The following is a 21,885-nucleotide window of genomic DNA, read 5'->3' on the forward strand; positions in this document are numbered from 1 at the left end:
CAAGCATGTGGTGGGACTAGGCAGGTGTCGTGTCCCGGCTGATGCTTTACACCTGCGTCCCACCAGATGCTTGACAAGATCGCGCCCTCGTGGGACGTCATTCACGCCCTGACACACGTACGCTCATCGCCATGCTCGCCGCAATCGACGCCGTTGTGGTCCATCGGCGCCGCCCGATCCTGGTCGGCGTAGTGACAGCGGCGGTCGGATTGGTCCTGGCGCTCCTGCTGCAGCAGCGCAACCCGAGGACGCTCGCCTCTCTGGTCACCGTGTTCGGCCTCGTACTGCTGGTCCCGTTGGTGATGAGCTCCCGCATCTGGGGACGGTCCCGTCCCGCCATGCTGGTCGTCGACCCGCAGCGCCGGTCCTTCCGCGCCCCGTCGAGCGCGCCCGAGGTGTACCTCGCCGCCACGACCGCCGTCCTGCCCTGCCTGCAGGTGGCCATGCTGTGGTCCTACTCCGCAGAGGGTCGCGCCTTGTATCTGTCCACGTGCGTGGCGTGGACCTTCCTGGCGGCGGTCCGGGTCGCTGACGCGTGGCGGGGCACCCGGCTTCACCTGCGCCCCGAGGGCATCGAGGAACGAGGCACCGTCAGTTCGCTGGTTGTGCCCTGGGATGCCGTGGACGCCGGGCGGCTGCATCGGCCACCGCTGCGAGCCCAGCATTTGGCGCTGCCCTTCGCGCAACCGGGACTGGTGCGCCGCCGGGGGCTTGGCTGGAACAAGCGGCTGAGCATCGACAGCGTGCATCCGTGGTTCATCGCCGACGCTCTTCGCCATTACGTGGAGCACCCCGAGCACCGTGCTGCAATCGGCACACCCGACGAGTACCAACGGCTGCTCACGTCGCTGGCCGGCGGGACGTACCCGGCCGACAATCCCTAGACCATCCGTCAAGCATCTGGTGGGACGGAAACGTCAAGCAAGTGGTGGGACTAGGCAGGCCATCCTCACGATCCACTTCGGACCGGTCTACCGGTGGCGCATCCACCCAAAGGGCCATAGCGTTAGTCAATGGCCACGTAGGGCTACCTCGCACGGGTTTGGGACGCCAGGCTGGTCCCTCAGACAGCCGAGACAACAGGGAGCACCTCATGCTCAGCTTTGAGGAGAGGATGTACGTCTCGCTTCTCTTTCGGAACAAGCTGCTAGAGCTTGAGGGAAATGCTTTTGAAACCTTCTTCCACAAAGTGATGCGCGCCCGACATGGCGACTTTATCGACGTGAGAGTACATGGCGGCGGCATAGGCGATATGGGCTCGGACGGACTATCGCTCAATAGCAAGAAGCTGTACGCCTGCTTCGGACCAAGGACCTTCAACAAGGATGCGGTTGCAGGAATCGAAGCCAAGTTTCTTAGCGACTTAGCGAAAGCTATTGAGAAGCGGGGCAGTGAATTTACGACGTTCGTCTTTGTGCACAACGACGCCCCTGGAATTCATCCAGCAGTGGCCAGTCTTCTGGCAGAAGCGCGCAACGCCCATTCGACCTTAAAGTTCGAGCGGCTAGGGCCGCACGATCTCCTTGCCGAAATCCATCGTCTCGATCGCCATGTGATCGAAGACTTGATGAACGCCCCGATCGTCGTCAGCGAACGCGTTTACGGGATCGGCTTGGAGGACATCCGCCCTCTCCTGGAACACCTCGTGCAGGGGAGAGCGCGTACTGCTCTCGAGCCTGCGCCCAACCCAGTGTCCGACATGAAGCTGGATTACAACCGCTTGGATCCGGATAACAGGCGCAGCCTCGTGGAGGGAATGAGCCGCACCTTCTTAATCGAGGAATACTACGCCGGCATCGACGATGTAACAGAGCGCGATGAAGTCGCTCGCAACTTCAGCCACTACTATCATGCCATCTCAGTGGAGTACAATGATCCGGATGAGGTGATTTTTGAACTCCAAAACTATCTGTCGGGAAATGCCAGAGTAACCCCTGCCCGAGAACGAGCCCTGTGGGTAGTGCTGGCTCACTTTTTCGAACGATGCGACATCTTTGAAAATCCACCGCCCGGATGGTCCCCAGAAGACAGCTGGAGTGAGACGTGATCACGCCCACCAAGGGCATCGCCCCTCAGCGGTCATTGCTCGCGGTGGGTGCGCAGGTGCTAACCGTCCTCAAAGATCAGCCGTTGTCGGTCAACCAAGCTTGGAACCGGCTTCGCCAATGGCGTGCGTCCAACGGGCATCGGTCACCAGTGCCCTTCTGGTGGTTCGTCTTATCCCTGGATGTTCTTTATAGCCTAGGGCTTGTTGAGTTCGACGGCGAGTTGCTGGTAAGGAGGAGGAACGCCCGTGTTGCGTGAACTTAGCGCTAACTACGAAGGCTTTAAGGCGTTCACGTTCCGCCCTGGCATGAACATCGTCGTCGCTGACACAACTCGGGACTCTCGTCAAACTGACAGCCGTAACAGTGCAGGCAAGTCGAGTCTTATCGAGCTGATGCACTTCATGCTCGGAGGATCCGCGGACAAGGGCACGCTATTCACAAAGCCGAAGCTTCGGTCTCGGACGTTCTCGATGACACTCGATTGGCCAACAATGGGTCGGCCGATCACTGTCAGTAGATCGGGTGGACGTCCTGGCCTTGTCGAGGTCTCACCACTGCCGCCCGGCGCGGAGCATACCCAGAGCATTTTCGGCCAGGAGGTAAGGCTCCAGGAATGGCAACGTCTGATTGAGCGGGACCTGTTTCGTCTGCCGACAGAGCACCCTGGCATCAGTGGTCGTACCCTGCTTTCGTTCCTGATGAGACGCGCAGGATCAGGGGGATTTGCAAGTCCTGTACGTACGTATATCAGGCAGTCGGATGCAGAGGGTGCGACAAACCTCGCGTATCTTCTTGGCTTGGATTGGGGGATCGCCAACCGTTATCGAGAGATTCAGGCGCGGGAACGAATGCGTCGCGAACTCAAGAAGGCGGCCGATGACCCTATCCTTGGGAAGATTGTTGGCTCGGTGGCTGAGTTGCGGGGCCAGATCGCCGTAGCCGAGAACCGAGTCAGCGAGTTGAAGCGCCAGATAGATGGATTTCGGGTGGTCCCCGGCTACGAGAGGCTCAGAGAAGAGGCGGATGACCTCAACCGCCGAATTAGAGACCTCAGAAACCAAGAGGAAATCGACCGTAGGAATCTTGAAGATGTAACTCGTTCTGTCGAAGAGTCTCACGAGCCCGACACTGACTACGTCGGTCCTGTCTACGAAGAACTCGGTGTGATGCTCGGCGGTCAGGTAGTCCGCCGCTTTGAGGAGGTCCAAGCGTTCCACCAGTCAGTAGTGAGAAACCGTCGTCGCTACCTCTCCTCAGAGGCCGATCGCCTGACTCAACTCCTTAGGGAGCGCGAGCAGGAGCGAGCGCAACTCGGCGAGCAACTTGCCGAAAAGCTGCGTGCACTTAGAGAGGGCGGAGCGCTGGATGCCTTGACCACTCTCCAGCGCATATATGCGCAAGAGGAGTCATTGCTCTCGGCTCTCCGGCACCGCTTTGAGGCTGCTCAGGCCGTGGAGGCCAGCAAGCGCGAGATTACCCTCGCCAGGGCTTCATTGCAGGACGAGATGGACGCCGACCTGACGGACCGGGGGGAGGTGGTGAGCCGAGCAATCGTACTCTTCTCCAATTTTGCGAGGAGCTTGTATGGCCCTGAACGCGAAGCCTATCTGCGGATCGAATCGGGCACTTCTAGTCTTGTTATTGAGCCTCATATCGCTAGCGATGCTAGCGTTGGTATTAGCAGTATGGTTACCTTCTGCTTCGACCTGGCCATTGCTGTAATCGCTCATCGCGCTGGCCGAGCTCCGGATTTCCTAGTCCACGACAGCCATCTCTTTGACGGCGTCGACGAACGGCAGCTCGCCAGAAGCTTGGAGTTGGCGCGCCAGGTTTGCGAGAAAGAGGGGTTGCAGTACGTTGTCACGCTCAACTCAGACGACCTTGAGAAAGCGCAGCGCGTCGGCTTCAAGTCAGAAGACGCTGTGCTGAGCCCGACGCTTTCTGACAAGTTTGAGAGTGGCGGCCTCTTTGGTTTCCGATTCTAGGTGTCCGACTGATCTGGTGTGACAGTAGGGCCTGGTTGGGGCCTGCCGGGCGGGCGCCACGCTGGCGAGTTGCGATGGGTGGTGTGGCGGTCGGCCAGTAGTCGTACCCTCGTTTCGTGCAGATCAGCGCGCAGCGGGCGGCCGACTTAGCCGAAGAACACCTAGCGGTGGCCCTGCCCCGTAGATGGAGGCACGTTCAAGCGGTGGGAGCCAAGTCTCGCCGATTGGGGCACTTGGTCGCCCCAGAGGAGCGGGACTTGCTCGTTGCCGCGGCTTGGTTACACGACATCGGCTACGCCCCTGGCATCGTGGATACCGGCTTTCACGCCTTGGACGGGGCGCGGTGGCTGCTGCGGCAGGGCTTCGCACCCAGGTTGGCCGGACTGGTCGCGAACCACTCGTGTGCCTCGTATGAAGCCGCAGAGCGGGAACTCGCGGAGGAGCTGGCTGCCGAGTTCCCGCTTGAAGAGTCGCCGACATCTGATGTGCTCTGGTACGCGGACATGACGACGGGTCCTGACGGCCAGGACCTGAGCGTCGAGGAGAGGCTCGCGGAGATCCGCCTGCGGTATGGGCCGAATGATCTTGTGAGCCGATTCTGGGAGAAGGCGGAGGTGCCGCTGCTCCTGGTCGTCGATCGAGTGCGCCGGCGGATGGCGGATCAGCCGATGTAGGGGTCGGCCCGTGGTGCGAAGCCGTGGTCGATGCGGAGCCGCATCGACGGATGGATCGAAAGCTCCTCCAGTTCACCTTGGGCGACCCAGCGCACAGCCGACGACTCCTCGCTTGTCATTGGGTCACCGAGAACGTATCGGCCTCGGAAGCAGATCGAGAACTGCTGCCGCACCTCGCCGTCGCTGTACTCCACGACGTGGTTCGGGTTGGTGTAAATCCCGACCAAGCCCGTGACCTCAATCTCGACGCCGGTTTCTTCGCGGGTCTCGCGTACGGCCGTCTCGGCGATGTACTCGCCGAAGTCCTGGGCGCCGCCGGGCAGCGCCCACAGGCCGTTGTCGGTGCGCTGGATGAGCAGCACCCGCCCCTGGTCGTCCTGGACGAAGACGGTCACCGCGACGACGATGCTGTTCGGCTTGGGGGCTTCCGGGTTGTTGAAGTGCTCGATCCGCGCCATGGCCCTAGCCTCTCACCGCCGAAGGCTCAGTGTTCAGGCCAGACAGCCCGCTTCTTTCCGAGTACACGGTTGAAGCTGGCGACGTAGCTGTCGAACAGATCCCCGCCGCCGAGCCGGCGCAGGTGCATCACCGGGGCGTAGGCGGCCGGTGTGCCGTAGAGGTGGGTGTTGACGAGCATCTCGTCGTCGAAGCGGTAGATGGAGTTGTAGAGGATCGTGTCGTGGTAGTAGATCCCGACGTTGTCGAGGTCCCGTAGGTCCTTGTAGAAGGCCAGCGCGTTCAGGATCTTGCTGGACATGGCCGCGCCGATACCCTCGTCGTCCCCGCGATCGGCGATGTTCTTGCCCTCCGGGTCGCCGAATAGCAGCTCGACCTGGGCGCCGGCCAACGCCTTCTCGCGCAGGGTTGGCACCCAGCGGTGGTTGAACTCGGGCAGGAACAACCCGCCGTAGACGAGGACGCCGACCTGTCGGGTGGCCTTTTCCAAGAGCTGCTGCCAGAGGTCGGTGGGGACGGCCCCGCGGCGCGGGTAGATGTGGACGAGCTCGGACTGGCTGACCTGCACGGCTCGCTGCGTGGGCAGAGCGTCCGGCCAGAGGTACGACTCGCTCTCGTCCAGCAGCTCGGCGATGGAGTGGCGGTAGCGCGGGTATGGGTTTCGGCTCTGGGTGACCCACCGCTCCACGGTTTTCGGATCGACGCCGAGTCTGTCGGCGAGCGTGGCCGGCGTCAGGCCCTTCTTGAGCATTCCGCTGCGTAGCCGGTCGTTCGGCATCTCGACTCCTGCTCGTCGAACGGCGAGGACGACTCAGTGGGACGACTAACCTTATCAAGGACGTCCCTAGTCGTCCATGTCTGGTGGTGAACTCGTCACTACTGATCGACGCACTCTGATTCCGCAAGAGCTGCCGTCCAGAGAGGACGCACCTGGCCCATCGATGCGGGCCCAGCTCACGAGATGAAGGAGTCAGTCATGGGACGTCTGCTGCTGGACACCTCGCGGGTGTCGTACGAGGTGTCGGTGAACCCGGTGCCGAAGCTGGACCAGAACGGTCAGCAGAAGTTCGACCGGGAGACGAAGAACCCGATGTGGACGGTGCACCTCTACGCCCTCTCCGAGGGGAGCGCGGAGGTCATCAACGTGACGGTGGTCAACCCGGTGATGCCGCCGGTGACGGTCCGTCAGCCGGTCGTGCCGGTGGACCTGGAAGCGCTGCCCTGGGTCAACGACCGGGACGGCAAGGTCCGCTCCGGTGTGGCGTTCCGGGCCTCGGCCCTGACCGCGATGGACACCGCCGCCTAGCGGCGGGCGTGCCGACGGCTCCACAGAAGCGAAGTGGTGGACACGGGGTCGCCGTTGATTGGCGTCGTCTGCGACCCCGCGTCCTGCCCCAACAAATCCGGTCCCTACCTAGGGAGGACTTGTCGTGTCCAAGTCTAGTTCGCGGTCCCCGTTCGGCTGGTCGAACCGTGGGGGCAACGCTGTCACTGTCATCGAAGCTCCGGTCGCCCGTTCGTACCGCCGTCGGGCCACCATCGCCTTCTGGGTCACGCTCGGGGTGGTCGGCCTGCTGGCCGCCACGGTGGCCTCGCACTACCTGCACCCCATCCTGGGTGCGCTGGTCGGCGGGTTCATCGGTTTCGCGGTCGGCGCGGTCGTGTTCGCGCTCATCGTGTCGTGGCCGGTCCTGCGGGTGTTCTGGCACTGGCTGGCTGAGATCGTGCTCGGCCTGGTCGCCGTCTACGGCTGGATCGCGGTGATGCAGTCCACCTCGCTGTGGGGGTCGCTGCTCATCGTCGCCCTGGTCGTCGGCCTCCCGGCCGCGATCGGCCCGATCCGCCGCCGGATCGTCGCCTGGATCTGGTGCCTAGTCGTCCGGCATCGGCTGCGGATGTGCTTCGCGGCGTTCATCGCCACCAACCGCTCCGGTTCGCTGCCGCTGATCCTGCTCGCCCGGTCAACCCCGGCCGGCGAACGAGTCTGGGTGTGGCTGCGGCCCGGCTTGTCCCTGCGTGACCTGGAGCAGGACGGCCAAGTGCAGAAGCTCGCCGTGGCGTGCTGGGCCAACGAGGTCCGCGTTTTGCGCGCCTCCCGCAAGTACGCGGCGCTGATCCGCGTGGACATCACCCGCCGCGAACCGCTGGCGGCCACGATCGTCTCGCCGCTGCCGGACTACGTCCCCACCGACGTGCCGGCCAACGCTCCCACCTCACCGGGCATGCCGCCTGTCGGCCTTGACCTGCCCGACGTGCCGGACGAGCGGGTCACCGCACCGGCCGACACCTCCCGGCCGCGAAAGCCGCGCAACCCCACCACCACGACGAGCAAGAACGGGTTCGATCCCTCCGACTACGCCTGACCGGAACGGCGCGGACCAAGCACCCCTGACGGGTCGAGCGTCCGCGCCTCTCCCCTCCCCCACCCGCTTTGACACGTACGTGTCAACCGACCCACCGGGAGCCCTGCCGTGGACCTCACCGACACCATCGAACTACCCGCCCAGGAGAGCCCGAGCGACCCGCCCGACACGGTGCCGGTCGGCGCTGGCCTGTCCATCTTCGACCCGGTGTTCCTCGGCATCGACGAGTTCGGCCAGGCCGTGTACCTGCCGATGATCTACCGGAACATCCTCATCGGCGGTGAGCCCGGCGCGGGCAAGTCGAGCCTGCTCAACACCATCGTCGGACACGCCGCACTCTGCCCGGACGTGCGGCTGTGCCTGCTGGACGGCAAGCAGGTCGAGCTTGGGCTGTGGGAGGACGCCTGCGACGTGTTCGTCGGCCCGGACCTGAACCACGCGATCCGCACGCTTCGCCGGGTGCAGACGGTAATGGACAACCGGTACGCCTTCCTCAAAGCGAGCCGTCGCCGCAAGATCGGCCCCAACGACGTGTTCGGTCAGATCCTCGTCGCCTGCGACGAGATCGCCTACTTCTCCGCCACCGCCGGAGACAAGAAGGACCAGGAGCTGTTTCACGCACTGCTGCGCGACATCGTGGCTCGTGGCCGCGCCGTCGGCATCATGGTGGCCGCCGCCACGCAGCGCCCGTCGTCGGACATCATCCCGACCTCGCTGCGGGACATCTTCGCCTGGCGCTTCGCCGGCCGCTGCACCACCGACGTGTCGAGCGACATCGTGCTTGGGCACGGCTGGGCCGCCCGCGGCTACTCCTCCAACACCATCGACCCCAACAACCAGGGCGCCGGCTTCCTCATCGCCGAAGGCGGTATCCCTGCCTTGGTCAAGGCCGCCTACATGACGGACGCCGACATCATCCGGGTCGCCGACTACGCGGCCTGGACCCGCCGGCAAAGCGGCCTCGTCACTCCCACCGAGCGGCACGCCACCACTGACATCAAGGCGGCGGCATGAACACCACGACCGTTCCGACTCGGGTCCTGGACCTGGTGCTCGTCGGCACCGGCGAGGACATCGCCGCACTCACCGCCATCGCCCGCCACGCGGGCGCGCTCATCTTCCGCTCCGCACCCACTGCCACCGACGACGGCCGGCAGCGGGTGTTCCTCCGGCTCCACCTGCACCACCGATAGAGGAACGGCCGACAGACCGGGACCTGCCCTGAGAAAGCGAACCCGGCCCGTCGGCCACCAACCAACGCCCACGAAGGGACGTGGCCGCCATGAACCCTACCCAAGAACAGCCCCACACTCCCGGCGCGCTGGCCGACCTGACCCCGGCCGAAACCCTGCGCTGCGCCGCCCGCTACCTCGAACTGCACGGCTGGACGCAAGGCGTCTACTACCGCGTCGCCCACGACAGCCCGTTCCCGCAGGCCTGCGTTGCCGGCGCGATCGGCATGGCCGCCCACGGCCGCTGCATCTGGCTTCCGCACGACGACAAGGCCAAGCCCGGCGTCCGCGACTACACCCGGGCTCTCGACGCCCTCTCCGATTACCTCGACCTCAACGAGTCGCAGTCTCGGGACGCCGAGGACGAAGACCCGACCTGCCCCCTGTCCTGGAATGACCGTCCCGGCCAGACCGCCGAGCAGGTCATCACGACCCTGCGCGCCGCCGCCGACGACTACGACTGGTCGCACACCACCGAGGACGACCTCGAAACCTACGCCGACGCGTGCGCGTGGGCGGACAAGCACACCACCCGTGAGGGCTTCCTCGCCTGGCTCGGTGCCCGATGAGCACCGTCGCCGCCCTCCCGACCGGCAACGTCCACGCGATCCTCGATCGCGCCGCCCTCTACCTGGGCCGCCACGGCTGGACCCCGACGGGTCTCTACGAGGGGCACGACGACTGCACCACCAAGTGCGCCTGTCACCGCACCGGCACCTACCCCGCGTCGATCCTCGACGCGATCCGGGCTGCCGTGTTCGGCCAACCCCGCTGGTACCTCACCGGCATCACCGACGCCGACCGGCACACCTACAGCGCCGCCGTCGAGTGGTTCAACACCTACCTCATCGCGGTCGGCCACGCCGGCCTGCACGCCCCGGTCTTCGCCTGGGAGAGCACCCCCGGCCGCACGCCGGCCGACGTCATCGAGGCGCTCTGCGCCGCCGCCATCGCCTACCGCCGACACATTATCCGGAGGGCCGCATGAGCACCGCCGCCCACATCACCGACGTGACACGTACGTGTCAAAACGACATCTCCACCGCCGCGCTGATCGGCGCACTCGAATCCGCCTGGGCCGCCATCCGCGGCCGGCACTCCGAGGTTCCGGCGGCGGTAATCGTCGTCGGCTCCGGCTCTCCCGCCAAGCCCAATCAGGGCATGAAGTGGGGCCACTTCGCCGCGCTGCGCTGGCAGGCCGGGGACAACCAGCTCCCCGAAATCCTCATCTCCGGTGAGGGCCTGGGCCGCGAGCCCGAGGCCGTGTTCACCACGCTGCTGCACGAAGCAACTCACGCCCTGGCCGACGTGCGGGGCATCCAGGACACCTCCCGTCAGGGCCGCTGGCACAACAAGAAGTTCGCCACCCTCGCGGCCGAACTCGGCTTGTCCGCCACCAAGGACGACAAACTCGGCTACTCGCCCTGCACCCTGACCGACCTCACCCGCGCCCGCTACCGGACGGTCATCGCTGACCTTTCCGAGGCGCTGCGCTTCTACCGCCATCCCGAACCGACCGGGGAAGGCAAGTCCCGCACGAACAACAACAACGGCGTCTCGTGCGAGTGCGAGTGCCCCCGCAAGCTGCGCATCTCCAAGGCGGCTTTCGAGGAAGGCCCGATCGTCTGCGCCGTCTGCGGCGCCGCGTTCCTGCCCGAGGACATCGACCGCGACACCTACGAACACCCCACCTTCGCCACCGGCACCCCGGCCGGCGACGACCACGACAAGGGCGACGACTCGGAGGACGACGACCCGATGGTCTTCTACGACCCCACAGGCGAGCGCTTCGGCCTGCCGACCTACCCCTTCAAGCTCGCCCCGGACGGACTGCTGACCCGTCGCCAACTCCGCGACCGACAGCTGCGCCCCGGCGGCCAGGAAGCCGCCGCGCAGCTTCTCTGGCGTCGCGGTAAGCGCGTCGCCTACCTGTTCCGTCTCGACCTGGCGTTGCCCAAGCGCACCGCCACACCCGCCCAATGGGCGGCCATCACCAAGGCGCTCACCGCGCGGCGTACCTGCCCCGACTGCGGTCAGGTCAAGCCCTACTACATCCCCCGCCGTACCGGCGTCTGCCTCGACTGCACCCCGGGAGGTGCCGAATGACCGCCTCGGCTGTGAACACTGCCGCGCAACAGCGAATGACGCCTGACGACTACGTCGTCACCGCCATCGCGAGCGACTTCGCCGACCATGGTCGGCTGGCCCTCGACTCGTTCCTGTCCGGCTACTACGCCGAGTCGATTCGCATCATCCACGAAGCCCACCTCGCCGAGTGCACCGCCAGCGACGGCGACCTCTGCTTGACCTGCGAGGCCATCCGTGCCGGACTCGTCGGCATCCTCGCCGAGCGACGCTCCGCCGCCAGCCTCAACACCCCCACGGCGGCGTCATGACCACGAACTCTCGACCCTCGCGCGGCTGGTCATACCTCGGCCTGATCCTCGGCGGACTCGTGTCCGTTGCGGCCAACATCGCTCATTCGTTCATCGCCCCGGATGGGGCACCTGAGAACTGGAAGCCGGAACTCGGCGCGGTCGTCTCCTCGATCGTCTGGCCGCTGTTCCTGTTCATCGCTATCGAGATCCTTGCCCGCACGCCTTGGCCGACCGGCTGGGGCTGGAACGTGCTGCGCTGGGTCGGGCTGCCGCCCGTCGCCCTGGTCGCCGCGTTCGTGTCCTACCGGCACTTGTCTGGGCTGCTCGACCACTACAACGAGGAAACCCTCGTCGTCTGGTTCGGTCCCCTCGCCGTCGATGGCCTGATGCTCATGGCCACCGCCGCGCTACTCGCCACCAGGCACACCACCCGGCCAACCGATCTCGTCCCGGCACCCACGCCGGCCACCACCGCCGAGGCCCCGTCACTCGACATCCCCGCCTCGCCGCTGGTCCGCCCGGCCGCCGCGACCCCGGCCACCAACCCCGCACCCAACACCGAACCCGCCAACGAACCCATCGCCCTGCCCACCTCTGGCAAGGACACCGACACCCCGACGACGGTCGAGCCCACCCCGGACACCACCGAGAAGGATCCGACCGCGGCACCCGTCGCGACTACGGCTGCGAAGACCGGACCCGCGCCGGCACTGCTGCCCGGTGCCCGCATCATCGCCACGGCCCACGAGAAGGCCCACGGTGAGCCCATCACCGCCGGCCAGCTCGCCGTAAGGCTGCGCGTACCCACCACCACGGCCGCCGACATCCTGACGGCCCTCAACAACCCACCCACCATCAACCGACCGCACAACGGCACCGCCGTCGGAGCCACCGCGTGACCTCCTCGACGCTGGCTCTCGCGCCCGAAACCACCACGGTTTCGGGCACGGGAGCCTACGCCGACGCAGACACCGGCTACTGGCCCTGGGCTGCCCCCACCACCGGCCCCCGCGACCTGGCCGCCGACGGCTGGGTACGCGGCCACGACCCCCGCACCGTCGCCTCCGGCCGCGCCCGCGCCCAGGATCCCGACTACCCCGACTGGCTGGGCCACGTCCGCGCGGCTGCCGCCTGCAAGCACCCCATCCGGCTCGCCGGGCAAATCCACGTCAACGACACCGACGGCAACCGCATGGCCACCATCGACACCGAGGACATGCCGGACGGCGCGATCTACACTCCCTGCGGCAACCGCCGCGCCTCCGTCTGCCCGTCCTGCGCCGAGGTCTACCGCCGCGACACCTTCCACCTCATCAAAGCCGGGCTGCAAGGTGACCGGTGGGGACTGCCGCCGCTGCACGAACACATCGCCATCTTCCTCACCGCCACCGCACCCTCATTCGGCCCGGTTCACCACCGCGTGGTCAAGGTCCACGCCGCGGACTGCCGCCGCAAGGACGGCTGCACCTGCCGCGCCTCGGTGTGCCACCCGTTCGGCCGTACCTGCCCGCACGGCGTCGAGCTGCGCTGCGGCCAGCGCCACAAGGCCGGAGACACCCAACTCGGGCAGCCGCTCTGCCTGGACTGCTACGACCACGCCGGCCAGGTCGTCTGGAACCACGAAGCCCCCGAACTGTGGCGCCGCACCATCCAGCAAGCCGACCGCGAGCTACGCCGCCTCGGCCGCGCCCACGGCGTCGAACTGCGCCGCCGCTACATCAAGGTCTACGAGTTCCAGGTACGCGGCGTCATCCACTACCACGCCCTCATCCGCCTGGACGGCGAGCACCCCGACTGCCCCGGCACGATCGTCCCGCCGCCGGCGGTCATCACCCGGCAGATGTTCGCCGAAGCCGTGGGAACCGCCTTCGTCAAGACGGCCTACACCTCCGCGCCGCATCCAGCCAACGACGGCCAAGGATGGCGGATCGCCTGGGGCGACAAGGGCCTCGACATCAAGCACGTCAACGCCCCCGGCGGCGAAGTCAACCTCGCCCAAATCACCGGCTACATCGCCAAGTACGTCACCAAGAGCACCGAAGTAACCGGCCTCAACCTCCGCCGCGTCGACGACCTCTCCGTGGAAATCCACGGCAACCCGCGCACACACCTCGGCCGGCTCATCCGCGCCTGCTGGGACCTCGGCGAACACCCCGACTACAACCGGCTCCGCCGCTGGGCCCACCAGTTCGGCTACGGCGGCCACATCACCACCAAGAGCCGCGCCTTCTCCGTCACCCTCGGCTTCATCCGCCACCAGCGCACCATCTGGCGACGCACCGAAGGCCACCCCCACACCTGGGACGACGAGCAGACCGAGCGGGTCATCTACGAACTCGGCTACCAGGCCACCGGCTGGATCAGCACCGGAGACGCCCTCCTCGCCAACACCGCCGCCGCCCTGGCCCGCGCCCGACACCAAGCCGGCCTCGACGCCCTGGCCGACGAGCTGGCCGCCCGCACCACCGCCGGTCAACCCGCCGCCGCTTGACACGTACGTGTCAACACCCGTGATCCCGGTTCTTTGACAACTCCACAGAGGACAAGCGAACACGCCACCCCGGCCACCCACAACCAGGAAGGAACGTCGATGGCCGACGCCCGGCCCATGCCGCTACTTCAGGTTCGGGTCATCGCCGACCCGGATCACGCCCAGGTCGTCATCGCCGAAGTCGCCCAGCGAGCACGGCAACTGCTCGGACCTGGCGTCGCAATCCGAACTCAGACCCGGTCCGCACGCCGGACCGGATATGTCCGCCTCTACCTCACGGCCAGCGAAAGGAGAGCCGATGACGATAGCCACCACTGAACCGCTCTGGACCATCGAGGAGGTATCAGCGTTCCTACGCATCCCGGTAGACACCCTCTATCAATGGCGGTCCCGTCGCACCGGCCCTCGCGCCTTCAAGGTCGGCCGGCACCTCCGCTACGACCCGGCCGAGGTCCGGTCCTGGCTGACCGGGCAAGGGGGCGACGATGGCCGTAGATGACCTGTGGTACCTCACCAAGCGCGGCCCCGACGGAGAGCGGGTGAAGTCAAAGCGCCACGGCCGGGGGAAGCGCTGGCGCTGCCGCTACGAAGATGCCAGCGGTCGTCCCCGAACCCGCTTCTTTGACCGCAAGGCCGACGCCGACGCATGGGACAAGAAGGCGAGCAGCGGCACCGCCGAGGAAACCCAGGTGGACCAGGGCGAGCGGCGCACGACCTTCCACGACTACGCGGAACGGTGGCGACTGTCCCGCCAGATCGGGCAGGCACTCGACTACCAGCGCCACATCGAATCCCGGCTACGCCACCACCACTATCCGCATTTCGGCCATCGACCGATCCGCGCGATCACCGTCACGGACGTCCTGGAGTGGGTCGCCAAGCTGCTACAAAACAACGTCGCCCAGTCCTCGGTGAAGACCTACTTCGACCTGTTGAACAACATCATGAACTCGGCCGTGGCCGACAAGGTGATACCCGACAACCCCTGCAAATCGATCCGGCTATTCGCGATCCTGCGGGGCTTCTCCCGCGCACCGAAGTGGGTGCCGACCGATGACGACGTGCTCGCCCTGGTCGACGTGGTGCCGGACGAATATCAGGCAGCCATCTGGGCGGGCGCCGGCGAGGGAATGAGACTCGGCGAAGTCCTCGGCCTGGAGGACAGCACGCGGTGCATCGACCCGGAACGCCAGGAAGTCCACGTGGTTCAGCAACTGCGGTTTCACAAGGCCACCTACGGCGGCTTCTACCTGGCCCCCCCGAAGGCTGGCTCAGTCGGAGACGTGGACCTGGACGACCACGTCTCGGCGGTCTTCGCGGAACACGTCCGCAAGTACCCGCCCGTCCTAGTCGAGCTGCCCGACGTCACCGCGGGCACGCCTGACCCCGGCAAGGAACCCAAGCGGCGCTTGGTCCCGCTGCTGTTCACCGACGACCAGGGCCGACCGATCCACGACCAACGGTGGTCCGACCTGTGGCAGACCTGGCGCAAGGCCGCCGGCTGGCCCGACGAAGGCACCTTCCACTCCCTGCGGCACTACTTCGCCACCCGCCTTATCACCTCGGGTGCCGACCCAACCGACGTGCAGAACGCGCTACGTCACTCCAGCCTGCGGATCACGCTGGAGACCTACGTTCACTGGTGGCCCAAGAAAGACCGCCGCCGCAACATCATCAGCAGCGCGCTTCGCGACGCGAGCGCCAAGCGGCAGCGCTCCCCGGAGAACCAAGATCAGCACTGATTTGTACCGGATATGTACTCGCTGATCTTGCTGGCAGCGGTTCCGCTGCTCATCGGTGTTACTGGTGGAGCTGAGGGGATTTGAACCCCTGACCCCCTCGATGCGAACGAGGTGCGCTACCGGTCTGCGCCACAGCCCCTCCGCCGGCGAACCAGCGTCGGTCCCACCCGGCTTTCACCGGGCGGGCCGGCGACAAGGCTAGCAGGTCTCCGGCCCCCGCCGCGAATCGCCCCTCCGAAACCCGCCCATGATCAACTCGACCTCGCCGAGGTGGCGGTGTCCCGGGCCCCGGGATCCCCCTTCGCCGAGGTGGGGTCGATCAAGAAAGGGCGGCGGTGGGTCAGGCCGAGTGCGGGTTGCGGCCGGACTGGTAGGGGCGGCCGCGGAGGCCGCCGGTGCGGCGGTAGGAGACCGAGCCGCCGGCCGCCGCGGCCGGGAGGTCGGCGGGGCGGTCGAGGCCCATCGCCGTACGGCGGACGGCCTCGCGTTGGGCGGCCAGGCGGCGCTGAGCCTCCCGGCGGGCTGCGGCGCGGCGGGCCTGCTCCCGGCGCACCTCGGCCTGCCGGGCGGCCAGCCAGGCCGCCTCCCGGGCCTCCGCGCGCCGCCGCCGGCGCTCGGCGAGGGCGCGCTGCCGCAGGTGTACGACGTACGCCACCAGCAGTGTCCCGGTGACGGAGACGCTTATCCAGAACCCGGGGCTGACCAGGACCACGCCGATCAGCTCGACGAAGTTGAGCAGCAGCAGCGCGGCGAGCACCCGGCGGCGGCGGTAGATCGCCGGGGTGTGGTGGCGCCGCTTCGGCGGGTGCCGTCGGCGGGACCTGCTCGGGGCGGGCGGCACCGCGCGCAGCCGGTTCGGGCGGCGTGGGGCCGGCGGGGCCGAGATCGGCGCGGCCAGACTACCGGTGCCCGAATCCTCGCTCAGTGTGATGGTGAGGGAGCGGGCCGGGTTGACGGGGCGGCGTCCCGGCACAGTGCGGCGCCGCCGGCGGCGCTGGAGCACCCGCGCCGTCGACTGCGCCCGCTCCGCCACCAGCCGCTCGGTGGCGTCGTACCGGCGGACCAGTGCCGGCGCGAGGGCGAGCAGGCCGGCGGCGGCGAGGACGGCGAGGAGCACCGAGGTCGGCACCCTCACCCCTCCCGTCACCGAGTTCGGGGCAACCGCCGGTCGGCCGCAGGATCTTCCCCGGATGGTCGTCCATGGCGCAGATCCTGCGGGCGCGCAGCGCTTGCCACAGCTTGCAGTTACTTGAGGTTACGGGCCGCCGACCGTCAAGCCGGCGCGCCGCGCCGATCCCGCCCGTGGGACGGCTCACTCAGGGGCGGAGCGGATCCGGTGCCAGCGGGCCAGCAGCCCGCCCTCGGCGGCCACTTCCTCGCTGGTCATCGCGTATCCGATGTGGTCCCGCCAGCCGCCGTCGATGTGCATGTAGCGGACGTGGTACGCCTCCTCGCGGAAGCCGAGCTTCTCCACCACCCGTCGGGACGGCCGGTTCTCCGGCCGGATGTTCACCTCGACCCGGTGCAGGCCGCCCGGGCCGAACGCGTGGTCCACGGCGAGCGCCACCGCGGTGGGGATCACCCCGCGACCGGCCACCCGGGAGTCCACCCAGTAGCCGACGTACCCGGAGCAGAACGCCCGCCGCACGATGCTGCCGATGTTGAGGTGGCCGACCAGCCGCTCCTGCCCGTTCTCCCGCAGGCAGACGGCGAACGGCATGCCGTCGCCGGTGCGCGCCGAGCGGCGCTGGTCAACGTGGACGTAGCGGAAGGCGGCCGGCGAGTTCGACTCGTCCCAGCTCCCGGGCAGGTGCGACTCCCAAGGGGACAGCCAGGCCCGGTTGGCCCGCCGCACCTCCGACCAGGCGGCCGCATCCGAGCGCCGGTACGGCCGCAGCACCACCGGACCGTCCACCAGCACCGCCGGCCACCCGGGCGGCCGCTGGAACCAGCTCACCGAGCTAACCTTCCGGTCGCGACCGCGGGGCTCGCAAGCTCACTCCTCGCGCTCACCGACGCCGGTCCAGCAGAAGGACGTCCACCGTGGACCCGGCGGCGGCCGTGGTGACCCGCTCGCCGAGGACCAGCAGCCCGTTCGCCTCGGCGAGGCCGGAGAGGGTGAACGGCCCCCCGCTGAGCGGCTGCACCGTGTACCCGCCGCCGCGCCGCTCGGCCACGTGCGCCGGGCGGAACTCGCGCAGCCCCACCGGGGAGGAGAGGGTCTCCAGCAGGTGCGCGCGGACGCTGGGCCGGAACACCGGCTCCGCGCCGGCCAGCAACTGGATGGCCGGCCGGGCCAGCACCTCGAAGCCGATCAGCGCCGCGCCGGGCTCACCGGGAAGACACACCACCGGCACCTCCTCGGCGCCGACCGTACCGAATCCGAGGGCCGTTCCGGGATAGAGCGCGACGTCGGTGAAGACCACCGGTCCGGCCCGGCCGCCCTCCCGGCGGGACAGGATCCGGCGGACCATGTCGCCCGGCCCGGTGCCGGTGCCGCCGGTGGTGATGATCAGGTCGGCCCGCAGCGTCTGGTCCTCCAGCAGGCCGCGCAGCCCCTCCGGGTCGTCGTCACAGATCCCCACCCGGTACGCCAGCGCGCCCGCCTCGGCGGCGGCGGCGGTCAGCGCGTGCGAGTTCGCGTCCACCACCTGCCCGGGCTGGCTGCCCCGGCCCACGTCGACCAGCTCGTCGCCGGTGGCCACGATGACCACCCGGGGGCTGGGCCGGACCACCACGTGCCCGATGCCGGTGGCGGCGAAGACGGCCACCAGCGCCGGCGAGACATACGTGCCGGCGCGGGCGAGCAGGGTGCCGGCGGGCAGTTCCTCACCGGCGCGGCGGACGCCGTACCCCCGCTTGGGGGCGCGGAAGATCTCCACCGCGGCCATGCCCTGGTCGGTCCACTCCACCGGGACCACCACGTCCGCGGCGATGGGCAGCGGCGCCCCGGCGGCCACCGAGAAGCACGAGCCCGGGGTGAGCCGGACCGGCCGCCAGCTCGCCGCGCCGAGATCGCCGACCACGTTCAGCCGGATGCTGCGGCCACCGGGCGTGCCGGAGGGGGCCGGGACGTATCCCGGCCCCCGACTCCCGCCGGAGATGTCCTCCCAGCGTGCGGCGTACCCGTCCACCGCCGACTGGTCGAAGGCGGGGAACGAGTGCGGCGCGACGACGTCCTCGGCGAGGACGTTGCCGTACGCCTGGGTGAGGTCGAGGTCGAGCGGAGGCAGCGCGCGTAACCTGCGCAGCACGCTGCCCAGGTAGTCGGCGAGCGGCGTCAACCCGTTCGCGGCCGCCTCGGCGTCGGCCGTCGCGGTCATGTACTGGGACCGCCCGACGCGTCGGAGTTGACGAACTCGGCCAGCCACTTGCGGAACTCGGTGCCCAGGTCGTCCCGTTCGGCGGCGATCTGGACGACCGTCTGCAGGTAGCCCAGCGGCATGCCGGTGTCGTAGCGGGTGCCCCGGTAGACGATGGCGTGCACCGGGGTGCCCTCGGTGCGCAGCAGCTCCATCGCGTCGGTCAGCTGGATCTCGCCGCCGCTGCCCGGCTCGGTCCGCCGGATCGCGTTGAAGATCTTCCCCGGCAGCACGTACCGGCCGAGGACGGCGAGGTTGCTCGGCGCGTCCTCCGGCTTCGGCTTCTCCACCATGCCGGTGACCTTGACGACGTCGCCGACGTCGGTCAGCTCGCCCTCGGCCGGCTCGACGGAGGCGATGCCGTAGCGCTTGGTGTCGGCCGGGTCGACCTCGAAGAAGGCCAGCACGATGCCGCCGGTGCGGGCCTGCAGCTCCAGCATCGCCGGCAGCAGCGGCTCGGACGGCTTGACGAACTCGTCGCCGAGCAGCACCGCGAAGGGCTGGTCCCCGACGTGCAACTCGGCGTACCCGACGGCGTGGCCGAGGCCGAGCTGCTCGGGCTGGCGGCAGGTGTAGATCTCGGCCAGCTCGCTGGGGCGCTTCACCGCCTCCAGCGTCTTGGTGTCGCCCTTCTCCTCCAGCCGGGCCTCCAGGTCCGGGCGGCGGTCGAAGTGGTCCACCATCGACGTCTTGCCGCGGCCGGTGATCAGCAGGACGTCGGCGATGCCGGCCTGGGTGGCCTCCTCGACGATGTACTGCAGCACCGGCCGGTCCACCACCGGCAGCAGCTCCTTCGGCACCGCCTTGGTGGCCGGCAGGAACCGGGTGGCCAGGCCGGCGGCCGGAATGACGGCCTTGACCGCGCGCGGACGACCGGTCGCGGCGGTCGTTGAGGGGTTCGCTGAGTGCTCCGACATGTCGCGAGACTATCGGCCACGGCTCTGCCGCGGCGGGTGAGGACCGGAAGACGCGCCGCTCGGGCCCCCGCCCGCGGCGTCCACGGCGCCGGCCCGGGGCTGTCCGTCGGGCGGGCTGACCGCCCCGGCCACCACCGGGAGCTCCTGCGCGGGCGCCGGGTCCGGCGGCTGTGCCACCCGGTAGCCGTCCCGGCCGGCGGCCTTGGCCGCGTACAGGGCGTCGTCCGCCGCGTCCAGCACGTGCTGGCCGGTGGCGGCGTGGTCGGGGTAGACGGCGATGCCGATGGAGACGGTCACCGGTACCAGCACCGGCTCGCCCGAGTGCCCGTCGACCGGCACGGGGCTGCCCCGGACCACCGCGCCGAGCCGCTCGGCGACGATGGCGGCACCCCGGGCGTCGGTCTCCGGCAGCAGCACCACGAACTCCTCGCCGCCGTGCCGGAAGGCCAGGTCCACCTCGCGGATCTCCCCGCGTACCCGGCGGGCGAACTCGACCAGCACGGCGTCCCCGGCGGCGTGGCCCCAGGTGTCGTTGACGTCCTTGAACCGGTCCAGGTCCAGCGCCAGGACGCTGAGCATCCGGCCGAACCGGTTGGCCCGCTCCACCTCCCGGCGGATCGATTCGCGCAGGTAGCGGTAATTCCACAGCCCGGTGAGCGGATCGGTCAGCGACAGCCGCTGCGCCTCCTCGTGCACCCGCACGTTGTCCACCGCGACCGCGGCGTGCCCGGCGAAGGTCCGCAGCGTCTCCAGGTCGTCGTCGTCGAACTCGTCGGCGCCGAGCCGGTCGTAGAGGGCCAGCACCCCGAGTGTCCCGCCGCCGGCCGCGCCGCCGTCGCCGTCCCCGCCGGCCGGCGGGTGGCCCGGCCGGTCGGGGTCGCCGCGCCCGCCCAGCTCCGCGGCCCCGGGCGCGGCGAAGGGCACTGCGATGTACGTCTCGCACAGCGGCTCCCCGGTCGCCGCGGTCGCCGGCTCCCACCGGCCGCGCAGCGGCTCCCCGGTGGCGATCACCGCGCCGACGACCCCCACGCCGACCGGCACCCGCAGCGTCGCCGCGTCGGTCGGGTCGTCGGCGGCCCAGCGCCCCTCCAGCCCTTCGGCACACTGGCCGACCAGCACACCGCCGGCGTCGAGCAGCAGCACCGCCCCGGCCCGGGCGCCGGTCGCGGCGATCGCGCTGTGCAGGATCACCCGCAGGATGCGGTGCAGGTCGTGCGTGCTGGCCAGGGTGTCGCCGAGCACCGCGAGGTGCCCGCGCAGCTGGTCCCGGCTGCTGGTCAGCGCGGTCACGTAGGTGCCGGTCTCCCGGGTCATCCGGTTGAAGGCGAGGGCCAGCCGGCCGATCTCGTCGCGGGTGCGCACCGGCACCCGCGTGCTCAGGTCGCCGTGCGCCACCCGGTCCACCGCGCCGGCCAGCTCCACCAGCGGCCGGGTGGTGACCCGGGCCAGCCGCCCGGCGGCCAGCACCGCCAGCAGCGCGGCCAGCACCACCGCGCCGACCAGCGCGGCGTAGAGGCCGGGTGGGCGTTCGCCGGGGACCGAGAGCACCAACGGCAGCGGCTGCCCCGGGGCCGGGCCGACCCGGCGGACGTACCGGCCGTCGGCGGTCGCGGTGACCCGGTCGCCGTCGATCCGGTCGGCGGCGGCGAGCACCGCCGCGCGTACCGCCCGGTTCTCGGTGGTGTGGGTGACCCGGACGGGGCCGGCGGCGTCGTCGAGGAGGGTGACCGCGACGCCGGTCACCGCGGCGAGGCGCGCGACGAACGCCGGGTCGACGGGTTGGGCGGCGACGACCGTGCCGAGGTCCGCGCCGGTGGGGTCGCGGAGCTGGACCCGGGCGGCGAGCGCCCGGACCGGTCCGCTGGCCCTTGGGACGCCGGAGCAGTCCTGCCAGGGCTCGGCCGGCCCGCCGGGGGTGGCGTAGGTGGTCCGGCCGGCGGTGTCGGTGACCCGGACGGCGGCGGCCAGGCCGCGACCGACCACCTGGGTCGCCGCGCCGGGCCGGGCGGCGGGGTCGGCGACCAGCGCGACCGCGTCGGCCGCCGCGCGCAACTGCTGGCAGAGGGCGTCCACCGAGGTACGCACCCCGGCGGCGGCCAGCCCGAGCCGCTCGGTGGAGCGGCCCCGGTCGACGGCCGACATGGTCGAGCCCACGAAGAACGCGCCGAGCAGGACGGGGCCGAGCACCACCGCGAGGAAGGCCGCCGTCAACCGCCCGCGTAGCGTCAACGCTTCCC

25 protein-coding genes and 1 tRNA gene are annotated in these 21,885 nt (G+C 68.9%); 17 read left to right on the top strand and 9 right to left on the bottom strand.

Features of this window, described 5'->3' with window-relative positions; translation table 11 throughout:
* The first annotated feature begins 131 nt into the window (after positions 1 to 131).
* The 5 genes from GA0070613_RS05485 to GA0070613_RS05505 all read left to right on the top strand — a co-directional run bounded on the left by GA0070613_RS05485 (position 132) and on the right by GA0070613_RS05505 (position 4,707).
* Positions 132 to 884 (top strand): hypothetical protein, encoded by a 753-nt coding sequence (locus GA0070613_RS05485; RefSeq protein ID WP_089011303.1) that lies wholly within the window; start codon positions 132 to 134, stop codon positions 882 to 884.
* 209 nt (positions 885 to 1,093) lie between these two features.
* Complete coding sequence (locus GA0070613_RS05490) at positions 1,094 to 2,047, top strand: ABC-three component system protein (protein ID WP_231929676.1); 954 nt, start codon at positions 1,094 to 1,096, stop codon at positions 2,045 to 2,047.
* Positions 2,044 to 2,304: an ABC-three component system middle component 6 gene (locus tag GA0070613_RS05495; RefSeq protein ID WP_089011304.1), complete on the top strand. Its 261-nt coding sequence runs from the start codon at positions 2,044 to 2,046 to the stop codon at positions 2,302 to 2,304. Before GA0070613_RS05490 ends, GA0070613_RS05495 begins: the two co-directional genes overlap by 4 nt.
* The gene (locus GA0070613_RS05500; RefSeq protein ID WP_089011305.1) at positions 2,294 to 4,033 is read left to right on the top strand and encodes an ABC-three component system protein; all 1,740 of its coding nucleotides are present in this window, start codon (positions 2,294 to 2,296) and stop codon (positions 4,031 to 4,033) included. The genes GA0070613_RS05495 and GA0070613_RS05500 overlap by 11 nt, the downstream gene beginning before the upstream one ends.
* A gap of 167 nt (positions 4,034 to 4,200) precedes the next feature.
* Positions 4,201 to 4,707: an HD domain-containing protein gene (locus tag GA0070613_RS05505; RefSeq protein ID WP_269459043.1), complete on the top strand. Its 507-nt coding sequence runs from the start codon at positions 4,201 to 4,203 to the stop codon at positions 4,705 to 4,707.
* On the opposite strand, the gene GA0070613_RS05510 is transcribed toward GA0070613_RS05505, so the two are convergent.
* Positions 4,695 to 5,165 (bottom strand): NUDIX domain-containing protein, encoded by a 471-nt coding sequence (locus GA0070613_RS05510; RefSeq protein WP_089011306.1) that lies wholly within the window; start codon positions 5,163 to 5,165, stop codon positions 4,695 to 4,697. The two genes, GA0070613_RS05505 and GA0070613_RS05510, sit on opposite strands and share 13 nt — an antisense overlap.
* 26 nt (positions 5,166 to 5,191) lie before the next feature.
* On the bottom strand, positions 5,192 to 5,941 hold the full coding sequence (locus tag GA0070613_RS05515) for a helix-turn-helix domain-containing protein (RefSeq protein ID WP_089011307.1): 750 nt from the start codon (positions 5,939 to 5,941) through the stop codon (positions 5,192 to 5,194).
* A gap of 198 nt (positions 5,942 to 6,139) precedes the next feature.
* Between GA0070613_RS05515 and GA0070613_RS05520 the strand changes: the two genes are divergently transcribed.
* The 10 genes from GA0070613_RS05520 to GA0070613_RS05570 all read left to right on the top strand — a co-directional run bounded on the left by GA0070613_RS05520 (position 6,140) and on the right by GA0070613_RS05570 (position 13,627).
* Entirely contained in the window at positions 6,140 to 6,469 is a 330-nt protein-coding gene (locus GA0070613_RS05520) for a hypothetical protein (RefSeq protein WP_089011308.1), read from the top strand.
* 124 nt (positions 6,470 to 6,593) lie between these two features.
* Positions 6,594 to 7,526: a hypothetical protein gene (locus tag GA0070613_RS05525; RefSeq protein ID WP_089011309.1), complete on the top strand. Its 933-nt coding sequence runs from the start codon at positions 6,594 to 6,596 to the stop codon at positions 7,524 to 7,526.
* 126 nt (positions 7,527 to 7,652) lie between these two features.
* Positions 7,653 to 8,540: an FtsK/SpoIIIE domain-containing protein gene (locus GA0070613_RS05530; RefSeq protein ID WP_231929795.1), complete on the top strand. Its 888-nt coding sequence runs from the start codon at positions 7,653 to 7,655 to the stop codon at positions 8,538 to 8,540.
* Positions 8,537 to 8,719, top strand: coding sequence for a hypothetical protein (locus GA0070613_RS05535; RefSeq protein ID WP_089011311.1), 183 nt, complete (start codon positions 8,537 to 8,539; stop codon positions 8,717 to 8,719). The genes GA0070613_RS05530 and GA0070613_RS05535 overlap by 4 nt, the downstream gene beginning before the upstream one ends.
* Positions 8,720 to 8,808: 89 nt before the next feature.
* Positions 8,809 to 9,327, top strand: coding sequence for a DUF6197 family protein (locus tag GA0070613_RS05540; RefSeq protein ID WP_089015771.1), 519 nt, complete (start codon positions 8,809 to 8,811; stop codon positions 9,325 to 9,327).
* Entirely contained in the window at positions 9,324 to 9,746 is a 423-nt protein-coding gene (locus GA0070613_RS05545) for a DUF6197 family protein (RefSeq protein ID WP_089011312.1), read from the top strand. The genes GA0070613_RS05540 and GA0070613_RS05545 overlap by 4 nt, the downstream gene beginning before the upstream one ends.
* Before the next feature lie 770 nt (positions 9,747 to 10,516).
* Positions 10,517 to 10,864 carry an RRQRL motif-containing zinc-binding protein gene (locus tag GA0070613_RS05555; RefSeq protein WP_089015772.1) on the top strand — a complete coding sequence of 116 codons (348 nt, stop codon included), beginning with the start codon at positions 10,517 to 10,519 and terminating at the stop codon, positions 10,862 to 10,864.
* A 35-nt stretch (positions 10,865 to 10,899) separates the two neighbouring features.
* Positions 10,900 to 11,154, top strand: a complete 255-nt coding sequence (locus GA0070613_RS05560; protein ID WP_089011313.1) for a hypothetical protein — start codon at positions 10,900 to 10,902, stop codon at positions 11,152 to 11,154.
* Positions 11,151 to 12,035: a DUF2637 domain-containing protein gene (locus GA0070613_RS05565; protein ID WP_089011314.1), complete on the top strand. Its 885-nt coding sequence runs from the start codon at positions 11,151 to 11,153 to the stop codon at positions 12,033 to 12,035. The genes GA0070613_RS05560 and GA0070613_RS05565 overlap by 4 nt, the downstream gene beginning before the upstream one ends.
* Positions 12,032 to 13,627 (top strand): replication initiator, encoded by a 1,596-nt coding sequence (locus tag GA0070613_RS05570; RefSeq protein WP_089011315.1) that lies wholly within the window; start codon positions 12,032 to 12,034, stop codon positions 13,625 to 13,627. The genes GA0070613_RS05565 and GA0070613_RS05570 overlap by 4 nt, the downstream gene beginning before the upstream one ends.
* Before the next feature lie 123 nt (positions 13,628 to 13,750).
* On the opposite strand, the gene GA0070613_RS32655 is transcribed toward GA0070613_RS05570, so the two are convergent.
* A complete protein-coding gene (locus GA0070613_RS32655; RefSeq protein WP_172875719.1) occupies positions 13,751 to 13,939 on the bottom strand; it encodes a hypothetical protein in 189 nt (62 codons plus the stop codon).
* Here GA0070613_RS32655 and GA0070613_RS05580 point away from each other — a divergent pair.
* Entirely contained in the window at positions 13,926 to 14,126 is a 201-nt protein-coding gene (locus GA0070613_RS05580; RefSeq protein ID WP_089015773.1) for a helix-turn-helix transcriptional regulator, read from the top strand. The genes GA0070613_RS32655 and GA0070613_RS05580 overlap by 14 nt on opposite strands.
* The gene (locus GA0070613_RS05585; protein WP_089011317.1) at positions 14,113 to 15,369 is read left to right on the top strand and encodes a tyrosine-type recombinase/integrase; all 1,257 of its coding nucleotides are present in this window, start codon (positions 14,113 to 14,115) and stop codon (positions 15,367 to 15,369) included. The genes GA0070613_RS05580 and GA0070613_RS05585 overlap by 14 nt, the downstream gene beginning before the upstream one ends.
* Before the next feature lie 62 nt (positions 15,370 to 15,431).
* Here the strand turns inward: GA0070613_RS05585 and GA0070613_RS05590 are convergent.
* The 6 genes from GA0070613_RS05590 to GA0070613_RS05615 all read right to left on the bottom strand — a co-directional run bounded on the left by GA0070613_RS05590 (position 15,432) and on the right by GA0070613_RS05615 (position 21,877).
* Positions 15,432 to 15,508: transfer RNA gene (locus GA0070613_RS05590), tRNA-Ala, on the bottom strand.
* 201 nt (positions 15,509 to 15,709) lie between these two features.
* The gene (gene sepX / locus GA0070613_RS05595; protein WP_172875757.1) at positions 15,710 to 16,504 is read right to left on the bottom strand and encodes a divisome protein SepX/GlpR; all 795 of its coding nucleotides are present in this window, start codon (positions 16,502 to 16,504) and stop codon (positions 15,710 to 15,712) included.
* A 177-nt stretch (positions 16,505 to 16,681) separates the two neighbouring features.
* Entirely contained in the window at positions 16,682 to 17,290 is a 609-nt protein-coding gene (locus GA0070613_RS05600; protein WP_172875957.1) for a GNAT family N-acetyltransferase, read from the bottom strand.
* 88 nt (positions 17,291 to 17,378) lie between these two features.
* On the bottom strand, positions 17,379 to 18,692 hold the full coding sequence (locus GA0070613_RS05605) for a molybdopterin molybdotransferase MoeA (RefSeq protein WP_089011320.1): 1,314 nt from the start codon (positions 18,690 to 18,692) through the stop codon (positions 17,379 to 17,381).
* The gene (locus GA0070613_RS05610; RefSeq protein ID WP_089011321.1) at positions 18,689 to 19,648 is read right to left on the bottom strand and encodes a UTP--glucose-1-phosphate uridylyltransferase; all 960 of its coding nucleotides are present in this window, start codon (positions 19,646 to 19,648) and stop codon (positions 18,689 to 18,691) included. The genes GA0070613_RS05605 and GA0070613_RS05610 overlap by 4 nt, the downstream gene beginning before the upstream one ends.
* Before the next feature lie 9 nt (positions 19,649 to 19,657).
* Positions 19,658 to 21,877: a GGDEF domain-containing protein gene (locus GA0070613_RS05615; RefSeq protein WP_172875758.1), complete on the bottom strand. Its 2,220-nt coding sequence runs from the start codon at positions 21,875 to 21,877 to the stop codon at positions 19,658 to 19,660.
* Positions 21,878 to 21,885 lie beyond the last annotated feature (8 nt).

It is taken from the genome of Micromonospora inositola (assembly GCF_900090285.1).
In the GTDB taxonomy this organism is placed as follows: domain Bacteria; phylum Actinomycetota; class Actinomycetes; order Mycobacteriales; family Micromonosporaceae; genus Micromonospora; species Micromonospora inositola.